General features: G+C 74.0%; 13 protein-coding genes. 5 read left to right on the forward strand and 8 right to left on the reverse strand.

The features are described from left to right. Positions 1–39: 39 nt before the first annotated feature. The 3 genes from ACF09E_RS15065 to ACF09E_RS15075 form a co-directional block, all read right to left on the reverse strand. Complete coding sequence (locus tag ACF09E_RS15065; RefSeq protein ID WP_392205589.1) at positions 40–249, reverse strand: hypothetical protein; 210 nt, start codon at positions 247–249, stop codon at positions 40–42. Positions 250–346: 97 nt separating this feature from the next. Next, entirely contained in the window at positions 347–574 is a 228-nt protein-coding gene (locus tag ACF09E_RS15070; protein ID WP_392205590.1) for a DUF6479 family protein, read from the reverse strand. 94 nt (positions 575–668) lie between these two features. Further along, positions 669–1,040, reverse strand: a complete 372-nt coding sequence (locus ACF09E_RS15075) for a PRC-barrel domain-containing protein (RefSeq protein ID WP_392205591.1) — start codon at positions 1,038–1,040, stop codon at positions 669–671. 307 nt (positions 1,041–1,347) lie between these two features. On the opposite strand from ACF09E_RS15075, the gene ACF09E_RS15080 reads away from it, so the two are divergent. The 3 genes from ACF09E_RS15080 (at position 1,348) to ACF09E_RS15090 (ending at position 4,966) form a co-directional block, all read left to right on the forward strand. Beyond that, positions 1,348–1,803, forward strand: a complete 456-nt coding sequence (locus ACF09E_RS15080; RefSeq protein WP_392205592.1) for an SsgA family sporulation/cell division regulator — start codon at positions 1,348–1,350, stop codon at positions 1,801–1,803. Positions 1,804–1,930: 127 nt separating this feature from the next. Further along, entirely contained in the window at positions 1,931–3,439 is a 1,509-nt protein-coding gene (locus ACF09E_RS15085; RefSeq protein ID WP_392205593.1) for a DUF4246 domain-containing protein, read from the forward strand. A 252-nt stretch (positions 3,440–3,691) separates the two neighbouring features. Further along, the gene (locus tag ACF09E_RS15090) at positions 3,692–4,966 is read left to right on the forward strand and encodes a DUF2254 family protein (protein ID WP_392205594.1); all 1,275 of its coding nucleotides are present in this window, start codon (positions 3,692–3,694) and stop codon (positions 4,964–4,966) included. A 151-nt stretch (positions 4,967–5,117) separates the two neighbouring features. Here the strand turns inward: ACF09E_RS15090 and ACF09E_RS15095 are convergent, their stop codons facing one another. The 3 genes from ACF09E_RS15095 to ACF09E_RS15105 all read right to left on the reverse strand — a co-directional run bounded on the left by ACF09E_RS15095 (position 5,118) and on the right by ACF09E_RS15105 (position 8,470). Further along, positions 5,118–6,263: a DUF475 domain-containing protein gene (locus tag ACF09E_RS15095; RefSeq protein ID WP_392205595.1), complete on the reverse strand. Its 1,146-nt coding sequence runs from the start codon at positions 6,261–6,263 to the stop codon at positions 5,118–5,120. Positions 6,264–6,583: 320 nt separating this feature from the next. Further along, on the reverse strand, positions 6,584–7,351 hold the full coding sequence (locus ACF09E_RS15100; protein WP_392205596.1) for an SDR family NAD(P)-dependent oxidoreductase: 768 nt from the start codon (positions 7,349–7,351) through the stop codon (positions 6,584–6,586). Between the two features lie 195 nt (positions 7,352–7,546). Continuing rightward, on the reverse strand, positions 7,547–8,470 hold the full coding sequence (locus ACF09E_RS15105) for an NADP-dependent oxidoreductase (RefSeq protein WP_392205597.1): 924 nt from the start codon (positions 8,468–8,470) through the stop codon (positions 7,547–7,549). A gap of 123 nt (positions 8,471–8,593) precedes the next feature. On the opposite strand from ACF09E_RS15105, the gene ACF09E_RS15110 reads away from it, so the two are divergent. After that, positions 8,594–9,649, forward strand: coding sequence for a GlxA family transcriptional regulator (locus tag ACF09E_RS15110; RefSeq protein WP_392205598.1), 1,056 nt, complete (start codon positions 8,594–8,596; stop codon positions 9,647–9,649). Between the two features lie 133 nt (positions 9,650–9,782). After that, positions 9,783–11,000 (forward strand): cation:proton antiporter, encoded by a 1,218-nt coding sequence (locus ACF09E_RS15115; protein WP_392205599.1) that lies wholly within the window; start codon positions 9,783–9,785, stop codon positions 10,998–11,000. A 42-nt stretch (positions 11,001–11,042) separates the two neighbouring features. Here ACF09E_RS15115 and ACF09E_RS15120 read toward each other — a convergent pair whose 3' ends face one another. Continuing rightward, entirely contained in the window at positions 11,043–12,017 is a 975-nt protein-coding gene (locus ACF09E_RS15120) for an ABC transporter substrate-binding protein (RefSeq protein ID WP_361861275.1), read from the reverse strand. Between the two features lies 1 nt (position 12,018). Further along, positions 12,019–13,989 carry an ABC transporter permease subunit gene (locus ACF09E_RS15125; RefSeq protein WP_392205600.1) on the reverse strand — a complete coding sequence of 657 codons (1,971 nt, stop codon included), beginning with the start codon at positions 13,987–13,989 and terminating at the stop codon, positions 12,019–12,021. Positions 13,990–14,068: the final 79 nt, after the last annotated feature.

The raw sequence follows: 14,068 nt of genomic DNA on the forward strand, positions 1-14,068 counted from the left end.
CCCGGCCGCGGTGACCGCGGCCGGGCGGGTCTCACGGGGTCAGGGGCCCTGCTCGGTCTGTTCCTCGCGTCCGATCCCGGGACGCTGACTCTTGGCCCGGTGGCCGTCGGCGCCCTCGCGGTCGGTGTCCCCCGCGCGGCCCTTCACGGCGTCCCGCGCCTTCTTCCGCGCCTCTTCGTCCCCGCTCTCCCCCTCCGCTTCGGAGGGGGTGGTGCGGGACGGGCGGCTACTCCGCTCGTGTGCGTTCACAGGGAGCTCCTTCCCTCGTGCTCCGCAGGGCGGGCACGGTCTGGACGGTCCGCCGGGACCCTCGGAGGCCTCGGCCTCCGGGCCGGCGGAACGCGTCTCACTGCTCCGGTCGGTCGTCCGGGGCCGTCCAGGAGTCGCGGCGGGCCGCGGCGGCCGGAGGCTGGGCGGGCGGCGCGGTGGCGGCCCTTCTGCGGGCCGCGCGCCGGGATCCCCACCAGAAGGCGGCGATCAGCAGCACGGCGACCAGGGCACCGACCAGGATCAGCAACAGCGCGGGGGATCCCCCCGCGGCGAGCGGTACGGCGGTCACGGTCGGAATGTGCATGGAAACGCCTTCCTGTCGGTACCGGAGCGGAATGCCCGGATCCGGCGGGTACCCCGCCTGAGATCATCCATGCGGGCGCCGTTCCGGAGCGTCCTCAGATCATCGGGCCGCCGTAGGGGCTGCCTCCGAGTCCGTAGTGCATGCCCAGCTCGGAGCGGTAGCCGGGGTCCTCGAGGTGCTTCTCCCGGTGGAACTCGGGGGCGTCCTTGATCTGCTCCCTGGTGCGGTCGACGAAGATCGTCTGCGCCTCCAGGTCGATGCTCACCACGGTGGAGGCGGGGAGGAGGACCTCCTTGCCGAAGATCCAGACCCCGGTGTCCACGACCAGGTACGCGTCCTCGACCTCGTCGGAGTGCTTGTCCACCTTGCCGACGTGGCCGTCGGTCGCCTCGACCCTGTAGCCGGTCAGGTCGGTGCCGGCCAGGTGCCCCGCGGTCGACTTGTAGGCCCACGCGTGCTCAGTCATGAGAGAACAACTCCTCCGGTCGGCGGGGGCGTTCGGCGGATCGCCGTCGCCCTCCTCGTCGATGTGCCGTGCGCGGCGGGTGCGTTCCCCGCCTGGCGACCGCCTGCCCCGGGTCCGGCGGGCCAATCACCCGTCGTCTCACCCGTCGTCCGCGGAGGGGCGCCGCGGGCGGTGCGCCTCCCGCGCTCGCGTCCCGCCCGCGGACGCGTGCCTTCCGCCCGGGAGGCGTGAAATCCCGGTGCGGGGTTACGAGCAGAGACACGGCGCCGCTGACGCAGTGGTGCGAGTCCCCACGGAACTGGTCACCATGTCTGAATCGCCCCTGCACAAGACGACCGGGCCGCCCGGCTCACCGCTGGTCCGCTCGTGGCGCACGACGGCCCGTCAGCTCCGCGGAAGGTTCGGCCGGCCCGTCGACACCACCTTCCGCTACGACCCGGACGATCCCTGGGCCGTACGGACCACGTTCCGGCTGCCGCTCGGAGTGGAGATCCACTGGACGTTCTCCCGGGAGCTGCTCCGCTCCGGGACCCGGGTCCTGAGCGGCGAGGGCGACATCCGGCTCTGTCCGCTGCGCACCGAAGGCAAGGAGGGGGTCGTCCGCCTGCGGCTGGGTCCGGCCGAGGCGTTCGCCACCGTCGACATCGACCGCGCCGGGCTGCGGAGCTGGCTGGCGGAGACGTACGAGGTCGTGCCGGACGGCGAGGAGGCCGGGCGGATCGACTGGGCGGCCGAGGCATCCCAGCTCTTCGCCCGGCCGTAGGCCGTCGCTCGGCCGTGCCCGATGTCCTCCGGTCCCGGCCCCGGGCCCGTCCCGAGCCCGGACCTCGGTGTCAGTGCCCTGAAGTAGGCTTCCCGCCACCGCACACCGACCCGGAGGATCCAGAGAGTTGACCGGCATGTCCGCTTTCCCGCTGCCCTTTCACACCGCGCGTTCGGCTCCGTACGCGACACCGCGCACGCTGCGGGAGCTGCAGATGACGCAGTGCAGCGCGCACATCCGGTCCAAGCCGGACTGGTCCGAGAAGAGGAACGACGCCGGGATCGTCGCCCGGTGGACACGGGAGGCGCTCGCCCAGGGTCTCACCGAGGCGCAGGTCCGCTACGTGCTCGACGAGCTCGCGCACTACGCCGCGCTGCGGGACGGCGCGACCGGCGCCGAGGTGTCGGCCGTGGACGGGGTGTGGCAGTCGGACAGCCTGGTCGACGCCGCGCTCAGGGAGCGCCTGCGCGAGGCGGTCCGGGTGCTGGAGGAGGTCCCCGAGGAGGAACGGGACTGGCACCCCGGATCCGACGGCCAGGTGCTGGACCTCGTCCACCCCTCGCTGTTCTGCCTGGTGCGGGAGGCGAGCGGGGCCCCCGAGGAGACCTGGAACAACCCGGCGACGCCGTACACGAAGTACGAGTTCTCGGAGCGGTTCCAGTGGCTGCCGACGGACGTCGACGTCGCGGACGACGGCTCCGTCTCCTTCCGCTCGTACGTCAACAACGTCCACCCGGAGAGGCACCGCGACCTGCTCTCCGTCCTGCCGGAGCTGGTCGGGCGCATGCGCCCGCTCTGGGAGGAGGTGCTGACCGACCTGCGCCACCCGCGGCCGCTCAGGATCGAGGCCGACCCCTGGGGCTGGTACGAGCCGTCGCCGAAGCGTCCGGAGAGGGCCTCCTACGCCGACGACGCGGCCTTCGCGGAGGCACGCCGCGCCTGGGACGAGGCCTACGACGCGTGGTGGGAGAACCGCCGCCCGATCGTCCCGGACGCCCCCCGGTTCACCGCGCCCGCGATCCCGGACGCCTCCGAGCGGGTCGACCTGCGCGGCCGCGGTCTCCAGGTCATCGTCAAGCTGGCCACCATCCACCTCACGCCGGAGAAGCCCGAGTACGCCGGCGGGTCGTGGCACGTGGAGGGGATGATGAACGAGCGCATCGTCTCGACCGGCATCTACTACTGGGACAACGAGAACATCACCGAGAGCGGCCTGAGCTTCCGGACGGCCCTCGACGACCCGGACTACGAGCAGAACGACGACGGCGGCCTCCGCGAGGTCTACGGCCTGGAGGACGAGGACGCGCTGAACCAGCTCCTCGGGTCGGCCGCGACGCCGGAGGGCCGTTGCCTGGCCTTCCCGAACGTGCTCCAGCACCGCGTCGGCTCGTTCCGCCTCGCGGATCCCACCCGGCCGGGGCACCGGAAGATCCTCGCGTTCTTCCTGGTCGACCCGGAGCAGAGGATCGTCTCGACGTCCGACGTGCCGCCGCAGCAGCCCTGGGCCGAGACCTCGACCATGACGCGCGAGCAGGCCGAGACCTTCCGCGAGGAGCTCATGAAGGAACGCAAGTTCTTCGTCGACGAGCACAACGAGCAGGTCTACGAGCGGGAGTTCTCCCTCTGCGAGCACTGACCGGCTCCGGGGGCCATCGGCCGGGGGCCGCCGCCGTCCCCCTGGAACTCGTGACCCGCGGCCGCCGCGTGCGGGCCGAGGCCCGCTGAGTCCCGGCCTCCCCGGCCGGCGCCGCCTCATCCGTTCGCACGACAGCACGGGCGGGCCCGGCGCGTGGGACGCAGAGTGGGGGCAGACGCCGAGACGGGGAGGTGGCGATGCGCACGCTCACGAGCCGCCGCTGCTCGCGGGGCCGCGCGCCGGGGACGGGTCGTGGCTGAGCCGCCGAAGGCGGCGCGCGAGGCGGGGCACTCCGTCGAGCGGGTCGTCCGGCCGCGGCGGGCCCTGCGCGCCGGCCTCGCCCACGGTGTGGCCGTCGGCGTGGCGGTCGTGCTCGGCATCCTGCTGCCCGCGGTCGACGGCGGTTCGCGGGTCGCCGCGGACCGCGCGGTGGCCGTGCTCAACGTGCTCGGCGTGGGCGTCCTCAGCGTCACCACGCTGATCTTCTCGCTGATGTTCCTCGTCGTGCAGTGGGCCGCGGGCAACTTCAGTCACCGGCTCGCGCTGTTCCGGTCCGACCCGATGGTGTGGCGCGTGTTCGCGTTCGTCCTCGGGGTGCTGGTCTACTCCGTGACCGCGGTGCTCACGATCGGCTCGCGCCCCACGGTGTCCGTGGCGGTCCCGATCGCGGCCCTGGTCATGGCCGCCGCCGCGTTCGTGCTGGTCCGCCGCCTCCAGCTGGTCGCGCTGCGTTCGATCCAGCTGGCGCACGTCCTGGACGAGCTGCGCGACCGAGGTCTGCGGGCCCTCGACGTGTACGGCCCGCCGGACGGTACGGCCGGCCCGCGGGGACCGGGCGCACCGGGGGCGCAGGCGCCGGACGCCGCGCCGCACGGGCCCGCCGCCGTCTCGGTGCTCTGGCGGGGCCCGTCCGTGCTGGTCGAGCAGTTCCGTCTGGTTCCGCTGGTGGAGGCGGCGCGGCGGGGCGGGGCGACGGTCGTCCTGCGGGTGAAGGTCGGGGACGTCGTCTACGAAGGCGACGTGGTGGCCGACGTGCACCACGGGACCGTCCGGGAGGCCGACGTCCTGGGGGCGGTGCTGGCCGGGCCCGAGCGCGCCTTCCACCAGGATCCGGTGCTCGCCTTCCGGCTGCTGTCCGACATCGGACTGCGGGCGCTGTCCTCCGCGATCAACGATCCGGCCACCGCGGTGCAGGCCCTGGACGCCGTCGAGGACCTCCTGCGTCGTGCCGCCGCCGGCCCGGTCGTACGGACGACCCGGGCGATCCCCGACGCGTCCGGCGCGGTGCGGGTGTTCCTGCCGGTGGCGGGGTGGGACGACCTCCTCCGGGTCGGACTGGACGAGATCCTCGTCGTGGCCCCCGCCATGCCACTGGTGCTCGCACGCTGCCGCAGGCTCCTGACCGGAGTGCTGTCCGTCGCTCCGGCGCCGCTCCGGCCGCCGCTGGAGGAGCGCCTGGCGTGGACGGACCAGCAGCTTTCCGGCCGACCCCCGTTCCTCCGCGACGGGGCGGGGTCCGGCGGCTAGGGGGCGGGGGCGGCCCCTGAGGCGGGGTCCGGCGGCGGCTCGGCCGTGCGCCCGCGGGTCCCGGGGCCTTACCCGTGCCCGTGCCCGACAGGGCGGCGCCCCCCGCGGGCCTGTGGTCCGTGGGGGGCGCCGCCCTGTCGACGCGTCCGGCTCAGACGCCCGAGGGGACCTCGGCCTTCTCCTCGGCCGCCTGTCCGCCGTCCTCCGCCGCCAGCCTGCGGTTGCGGCGGACGGAGGACCAGAAGGACCAGGCGATCAGGATCACGCCGATGAGGCCGGTGACGACCTCGGGGATCTGGTAGCGGATGCTGATCATGAGGATCACGGCCAGCGCGCCGATCGCGTAGTGCGCGCCGTGCTCCAGGTAGACGTAGTCGTCGAGGGTGCCCTGGCGGACCAGGTAGACCGTCAGCGAACGCACGTACATGGCGCCGATGCCGAGGCCCAGGGACATCAGCACGATGTCGTTGGTGATGGCGAAGGCGGCGATGACGCCGTCGAACGAGAAGGAGGCGTCGAGGACCTCCAGGTAGAGGAACATGAAGAAGGCGGCCTTGCCGGCCATGACGACCACGGGGACGTTCTTGCCCGTGCGCCGCGCCTCCTCTTCGGCCTCGTGCTCGCGCTCCTCCTCTTCCTCCAGCTTGTTCTCGAAGTAGCCGGAGAGCCCGCCGACGACGAGGTACGTGATGAGGCCGAAGACACCGGAGAGCAGGACGGTCGCCGTCTTGTCGACGTGCGCGCCGCCGTGCTGGTGGGCCTGGACCGCGAAGGTCATGGCACTGACGGCCAGGACGACGAGCGCCACGCAGACCGAGAGCATGTCGATCTTGCCGAGCTTGGCCAGCGGCCGCTCCAGCCAGCCGAGCCACTTGATGTCGCGGTCCTCGAAGATGAAGTCGAGGAAGATCATCAGCAGGAACATGCCGCCGAAGGCCGCGATCGACGGGTGCGCGTCGGTCACGAGCTGCTCGTAGCGCTCGGCGTCGTTGACCGCGAGGTCGACCGCCTCGATGGGGCCCACCTTGGCGCTGATCGCCACGATCACGACGGGGAAGACCAGCCGCATGCCGAAGACCGCGATCAGGACACCGATGGTGAGGAAGATCTTCTGCCAGAAGGCACTCATCTTCTTCAGGATCCCGGCGTTGACCACGGCGTTGTCGAACGACACCGAGATCTCCAGGATGGAGAGGATCGCCACGATCCCGAAGGCCGCCCAACCCCCGTAGAACACCGCCGCGACGAGGCCGAGCGCGGTCACCGCGAACGACCAGCCGAACGTCTTCAGAACCACTGGCTACCCAATCGTTTCGAGCGGGGCCTCCCCCGCGCCGTACCTGTCTTTGCCAAATGCTGACCAAGTCTAGGGCGAGGCACCCGTCGTCCACACGCCGCCCGAGCCGCGGATCCGGTCCGGCTCACGGCGCACCCGGGAACAGCCTTCACCTACGGCGCCGTTCAGGAGGTCGCACGCGACTCCGCCGCGGCGCCTGACGGGCGAGCTGCTCTATGCCCTCGATGCACTATTCTCACCGTTATGCCCGAAATCGACTTCATGGGGCGGCAGTTGACCGGGAGGCCGTGCGCGGCATGGCGCAACGAACCCGTGACGAGTCAACTCCGGAGGTGCGAGGCTCCGTTGAGGTCGAGAATCGTCCCGGACGACCATTCCGCCGCCGGGGACGCGAGCCACAGGACGGCCGCCGCGATCTCGGCGGGCTCGGCCACCCGGCCGAACGGGCTCTGGGCGCGGATCGCCTCGCCCTCCACCCCTTCGAGGCGGGGCGCGACCCGTTCCGTGGCGAAGAATCCGGGCGCGACCGAGGCGACGGCGATCCCGTACGGGGCGAGGGAGACCGCGAGCGACTGGCCGAGCGCGTGGACGGCGGCCTTCGTGGCGCCGTAGGCGGGGTGGTCGGGTTCGCCGCGGAACGCCCCGCGGGAGCCGATGTTCACGATGCGTCCGCCCGTGCCCTGGTCGATCATCCGGCGGGCCGCGAGATGGCTGAGCTGGGCGGTGGCGAGCAGGTTGACGCTGACGTGCCGCTGCCAGACCTCGACCCACTCCTCGTACGGGGTGTCGGGGAGGGGGTGGCGGACGTTCACGGCCGCGTTGTTGACGAGGACGTCGATCCCGCCGAGCGCCCCGGCCGCCGCGTCGGCGACGGCCGCCGCTCCGGCCGGGTCCCCCAGGTCGCCTCCGACCAGGGCGTGGCCCGTGCCGTCGAGGGACTCCAGGGTCAGCCTGGCCTCCTCGACGCGCGAGGCGTAGTGGACGGCGACCCGGTCGCCGTTGGCGGCGAACGCCCGGGCGACGGCACGGCCGAGGCCTCGGGAGGCACCGCTGACGAGGACGCGGCGACCGGAAGCGGGCAGGTTCATCGGGGGCCTTCCGAGCGGGGACGGGGCGCGCCGGACATTCTGCACGGCGCCCCCGTCACCCCCGGAGGCGGCTCGGGGGCGCTCCCGGCGCCCGGGCCCCCTGGGCACTCCGGCCGCCGAGCACTCCGGCCGCAAGGCGCTCCCGCCGTCAGGCTCTCCGACCGTCCGCCCCCGCCGTCAGGCTCTCCGACCGCGTCAGGCGATCTCCAGCACGATCTTGCCCGTCGTCCGGCCCCGCTCGCCGATCTCGTGGGCCTTCGCCGCCTCCGCGAGCGGGACGACGACCTCGACCACCGGCCGCAGCCGCCCGGCCTCGACCAGGGCGGCGATCTCCCGCAGGCCGAGGTGGTCGGGCTCCACCAGGACCCAGGAAGCGCGTACGCCGTCCCGCGCGGCGGGCACGTCGTCCGGGCCCGGCAGGGTGATCAGCCGGCCGCCCTCGCGCAGCACCTTCAGGGAGCGTTCCGCCGTCTCGCCGCCGATGCCGTCCAGGACAACGTCCACGTCCGAGACGACGTCCTCGAAGGGCGCCTCGCGGTAGTCCACGACCTCGTCGGCGCCCAGCTCGCGCACCAGGTCGTGCTTGGCCGTACTCGCCGTGCCGATGACGTACGCGCCGCGGGCCTTGGCGATCTGCACCGCGAGGTGCCCCACGCCGCCGGCCGCCGCGTGCACCAGCACCCGCTCACCGGGGCGGACGTCCGCCGCGTCGACCAGGGCCTGCCAGGCGGTGAGCGCCGCGAGCGGCAGCGCCGCGGCCTCCACGTGGGTCAGCGAGGCGGGCTTGGGGGCGAGGTGCCGGGCCGGGGCCACCACGTACTCGGCGTAGCCGCCCGCCTGCCGGGGGAAGAGCGGCATCCCGAAGACCTCGTCGCCGGGGCGGAGGATCCCGACGCCCGGACCCACGGCCTCCACGGTGCCGGAGACGTCCCAGCCGACGGCCGGGACGGCGCCCCACTCGATCAGACCCCCACTGGCGCGGGTCTTCCAGTCCACCGGGTTCACACCGGCCGCGTGGACCCGCACCAGGACCTCGCCGAGGCCGGGCTCCGGGCGCTCCACCTCGCGCTCGACCAGGGTCTCGGGTCCGCCCCACTGCTCCACGACCACCGCACGCATGCTGTCCGCCTCGTTTCCTTCTCGTTCGGCCACCGGACCGTTCCGGCGGCGACGCGTCCACGATCCGGTACGGGACGACCGGACGGTGTTGGCCGTTCGGCCAGCATGTGACAGGATCTGGCCATGACCGAGACAGTCGACCGGCCGAGGCCGCACAGCCCGCGGACGGCACCCGAGGCGCCGCACCGGGTGGCCGTACTGGCGCTGCCCGGGGTGCCCCCGTTCGAGCTCGGCATCCCCTCCCGGGTCTTCGGCAGCGCCGAGGACGCGGACGGGCGCGCCCTGTACGAGGTCGTGATCTGCACGGCGGACGGGGCGCCCGTGCTCAGCGACGCCGGCTTCACGGTGCAGCCCGCGGCCGGGCCCGAGGCCCTCGCCGCCGCCGACACCGTGGTCGTCCCGCCCACGCACGCCATGCCGGAGCTCGGCCGCGGCGGTCCGCTGCCCCCCGAGGTGGCCGCGGCCATCGCCGGCATCCGGCCCGGAACCCGGCTGGTGTCCATCTGCACCGGGTCGTACGTGCTCGCCGCCGCCGGACTGCTCGACGGCCGGCCCGCCACCACCCACTGGAACCTGGCCCCGGAGTTCCGCCGGGCCTACCCCGGGGTGAAGCTGGACGACGAGGTGCTCTTCGTCGACGACGGCGACGTGCTGACCTCGGCGGGCGTGGCGGCCGGGGTGGACCTGTGCCTGCACATGATCCGCCGCGACCACGGCGCCTCGGTCGCCAACCGCGCCGCCCGCATGTGCGTGGTGCCCCCGTGGCGGGACGGCGGCCAGGCCCAGTTCATCGACCGTCCCGTGCCCGAGCCCACCCTGGCCAGCACCACCGCCACCCGCGCCTGGGCCCTGGAGCACCTGTCCGAGCCGCTCACCCTGGCCCGGCTGGCCGAGCACGCCCGGATGAGTCTGCGGTCCTTCACGCGCCGGTTCCGCGACGAGGTCGGCTCGACCCCGGTGCAGTGGCTGACGGCCCAGCGCCTGGAGCTGGCCCGTCAGCTGCTGGAGACGACGGACCTCCCGATCGACCTGGTGGCCCACCGCGCGGGCCTCGGCTCCGGGAACTCGCTGCGCGCGCACATGCGGACGGCGTTCGGGGTCTCGCCCGCCGCCTACCGCCGGGCGTTCGGCACCGACGGCCCGGCGGCAGGCGGAGCGGAGACGCGCCCGTCCGGGTGAGCGGTCCCCCGGTGCGCGGCACCCCGGGCGGACCGCCGTCGGCGTGCTGGCGCGGGGCGGCCCGGCGTTCGTCCTACGCTGCAACGCCGGGACGAACCCGCCGGGACCGAGCCTCTCCGAAAGCGCGGATGCCTTGTTCGCCGTCACCGTCATCGCGGGCATTCTGTTCACCTGGTGCGTCCTGTCGCGCCGGCTCGCGCTGTGGAGCATCACCGCGCCGATCGCCATGATGGCGACGGGCATCGCCCTCACCAGCGGCTCGGACCCGCCGCTCGTCTTCGACTTCGGCGACCTGGCCGGATTCGAGCACGCGGTGGAGGTCGTCCTCGCCCTCCTCCTCTTCGTCGACGCGACCGAGGTGCCGGCGGGGGCCGTCCGGCGCGAGAGGCGGATCGCCACCCGGCTCCTCGGCGTCGCCCTGCCGCTCACCCTGGGCGCCGCCTTCCTGGCCGCGCTCGCCTTCTTCCCCGACCGGCCCGGCTGGGTGCTGGCCACCCTGGCCACCGTCGTCGTCCCGCTCGACCTCGCACCCGCCACGGCCGTCGTCCGGGACGCGCGCATCCCGGCCCGCCTGCGGGAACTCCTCAACGTGGAGGGCGGGCTCAGCGACGGGGTGGTCTCCCCCGTCTTCCTGGTCTGCGTCGCCGCTGCCTCCGAGTACCGGACGGCGGGCGAGGACTACGCCGAGGCCCTCCTCGACGCCGTCGGGGCGGCGGGGTGGGCCGTCGGCGCCGGCGCGCTGGTCGGCACGGTGTCCGGCCGGCTGCTGCGCCGGTCCTGGGCCCGCGGCTGGGCGCTGCCCACGGCGACGAGGCTCGCGGTGCTGAGCGTGCCCGTCGCCGCGTACTCGCTGTCCCTCGCCCTGGGCGGCAACGGATTCGTCGCCGCGTTCGTCGCCGGGCTCTGCGTCGCCCCGGCGCTGCGTCATCTGCCGGAGGGCACCGTGAAGATGACGGACGATCTGGCGACCCTGGCGCTGTGGTTCCTCTTCGGCCAGCTGGTCAGCGACGAGTTCTGGGACGGCTTCCACCTCAGCGTCCTCCTGTACGCCGTCCTCGCCTGCACCCTGGTGCGCGTGGTGCCCGTGCTGCTGGCCCTCGCCGGGACGGACCTGTCCCTGTCCGACCGGCTGTTCCTGGGGTGGATGGGGCCGAGGGGCGTGGCCTCGGTGGTCTTCGGCCTGCTCGCCGCGATCGAGCTGCGGGAGGCCGGCGGGGGCGACTTCGTCTCCCGGGTGATGGTGATCACCGTCATGGTCAGCATCGTGCTGCACGGGCTGAGCTCCGAGCCGCTGGGCCGGCGCTACGCCCGGGGCCGGCGTGCCGCGCCGGAGCCCCGGGCCGGCGGGTGACGGCGGGCGGGCCGGGAACCCGGCCCGCCCGACGCCGCTCCGTCAGGCGGGGAGCCAGGTCCGCCAGGTGGCCTCGTTCCCCTCGACCCAGCGGCGGGCCGCCTCCCGCGGAGAGAGCTTCTGCTCCGCGATCATCAGGGCGACGTCGTTCTGCATGTCGGTCGTCCAGCGGAACTTCTTCAGGAAGGCGGCCGCGTCGCCGCCGCCGTCCGCGAAGCGGGCGTTGAGGAACTTCTGCAGGGGCGTGTGCGGGTACGCGCAGGCCACCTTCTCCGGTTCGGCGTCGCAGCCCTCCTTGTAGGCGGGCAGTCGCACCTCCGTCATGGGGACCTTCTCGAACAGCCACTGGGGCTTGTACCAGTAGCTCAGGAAGGGCTTCTTCTCCTTGGCGAACTGCTTGATCTGGGTGATCTGCGCCGCCTCCGAGCCCGCGAACACGACCTGGTAGTCCAGGTCCAGGTTGTTCACCAGCGCCTTGTCGTTCGTCACGTACGACGGGGAGCCGTCGAGGAGCTGGCCCTTGCCGCCGCTCTCCGCGGTGCGGAACTCGTCGGCGTACTTGTCCAGGTTCTTCCAGTCGGTGACGTCGGGGTGCTGCTCGGCGAAGTACGTCGGGACGAACCAGCCGATGTGGCCGGTCACCCCGAGGTCGCCGCCGCGCGCGATCGTCCCCTTGTCGTCGATGTACCGCTTCTCCTGGTCGGGGTGGCCCCAGTCCTCCAGGATGGCGTCCACCCGGCCCTGGCTGAGCGCGTCCCAGGCGGGCACCTCGTCGATCTGCACGGTGTCCACCCGGTAGCCGAGCTCCTTCTCCAGGAGGTACTGGGCGACGGCGACGTTGGCCTGCGCGCCCACCCAGGACTGCACGGAGAGCGTCACCGTGCGGGAGCCCTTGGCGTCGGCGTACGGAGAGGCCTGGCGGGTCATGTCGGCGGCTCCGCAGCCGGTGAGACCGGCCGCGAGGGCGGCGGCGGTCACCAGGGCGGTGCCGCCGAGTGCGAGGCGGGTGCGAGCCATCTCAGGCCCCCTTTCCGGCGAGGTCGCGGCGCTGCGTCGGCTGGGTCACGCGGTCGAGGACGAGGCCGAGGCAGACGATCGCCGCTCCTGCCACGAGTCCGGTCGCCAGGTCGCCCTGGGCGAGGCCGAAGACCGCGTCGTAGCCGAGCGCGCCGCCGCCGACGAGGCCGCCGATGACGACGACCGCGAGGACGAGGACCACGCCCTGGTTGACGGCGAGCAGCAGCGCCGGCCGGGCGAGCGGCAGTTGGACCTGGAGCAGCTGCTGGCGTCCGGTCGCCCCCAGCGACCGGGAGGACTCCATGGCGGCCGGGTCCACCGCGCGGACGCCCTGGGCGGTGATCCGCACGACGGCGGGCAGCGCGTACACCACGGCGGCCGCGACCGCCGGGGCACGGCCCACGCCGAACAGCGCGACCACGGGGATCAGGTACACGAACTGCGGCATCGTCTGGAAGACGTCGAGCACCGGGCGCAGCGCGCGGCCCAGGCGGGTGCTGCGGGCCGCGGCGACGCCCAGCGCGAAGCCGAGCACGAGGGTCACGGCGACGGCGGCCAGCACCTGCGAGAGGGTGTCGAGGGCCGGGTCCCAGACGCCGAGGACGCCGATCGCGGCCATCGCGAGGACGGCGGTCGCGGCGGTGCGCCAGGTGCCGATGAGCAGGGCGAGGGCGCCGACCGCCAGCAGGACCGACCACCAGGGCAGCCACTGCAGGCCGTCGCGCAGGGGGTTGAGGACCCAGGTGGTGAACCGGGCGGCCCAGTCGGCGGTGCCGCCGACGACGGGCACGCCGGAGTACAGGTGGGCGGTCATCCAGTCGACGGCCCGGTTGACGGGTTCGGCGGTGTCGACCGTCCACGCGTCGGGCCAGCCGAGCCGGTCGGTGAGACGGCCGGCGACGGCGACCGCGGCGGTCACCGCGAGGGCGACCGTCCAGCCGGTTCGCGAGCCGCGCGCGGGGGCCGCGCCGATCCTCGCCCCGGCCGCGGCGGTGACGCGGTCCAGGACGACGGCGAGCAGCACGATGGGCACGCCGGCGGCGAGCGCGGCGCCGACGTCGACGGAGGCCAGCGCCTGGTAGACGCGGTCGCCGAGGCCGCCCGCGCCGATGACGGACGCGATGACGGCCATGCCGAGCGCCATCATGATCGACTGGTTGAGGCCGAGCAGGAGTTCCTTGCGGGCCAGCGGCAGCCGGGCCGTCAGCAGGCGCTGCCGTCCGGTGGCGCCGAGGGAGGCGGCCGCCTCCATGACGCCGGCGTCCGCGCCGCGCAGTCCGAGCGCGGTGAGCCGGGCCATCGGCGGGGCGGCGTAGACGACGGTGGCGAGGACGGCCGCGGGGACGCCGATGCCGAAGACCAGGACGACGGGCAGGAGGTACGCGAAGGCCGGCAGGACCTGCATGGTGTCGAGGACCGGCCGCAGGACGCGGTCCATCCGGTCCGAGAGGCCGGCGGCCAGGCCGAGGGCGCCGCCGAGCAGGACGGACGCGGCGACGGCGACGACCATCAGGGCGAGGGTCTGCATGGTGGGCACCCACATGCCGAGCAGCCCGCAGGCGCCGAAGGCGACGACCGACGTCAGGGCGAGCCGGACGCCCGCGACCCGCCAGGCCAGCAGGCCCGCGGCGGCGGTGACGCCGGCCCAGCCGAGGGCGAGCAGCAGCAGGTACACCGCGCGGACGGCCACGACCACGGCGTTGCTGACGTGTCCGAGGAAGTAGAGGAACAGCGGGTGGCCGTCGCGGTTGTCGATGATCCAGTCGCTGGTGCGGCCGAGCGGCCCCGACAGGTCGACGGCGAGCGAGCCGGGCCAGCTGCCGCCGCCCAGGAGCAGGACCCCGAGGACGAGCGCGAGGGCCGCGCCGCCGGCGATCAGCCGGCCGCGGTGGCGCGCGAGCGCGCGCAGCGCACCGGGCCCGCCGGAGGCGGCGGTGGGGCGGGGAGAGGCGGGAGTGGCGGTGGCGGTCATCGGCCCCACCGCCCCAGGACGCGGGGACCGGTCGCGGCGCACACCGGAAGCGGGGCGGCGGGCGTGGTGCTGCCCGCGG

The sequence above is a fragment of the Streptomyces sp. NPDC014891 genome (genome assembly GCF_043081085.1).
Classification (GTDB): domain Bacteria; phylum Actinomycetota; class Actinomycetes; order Streptomycetales; family Streptomycetaceae; genus Streptomyces.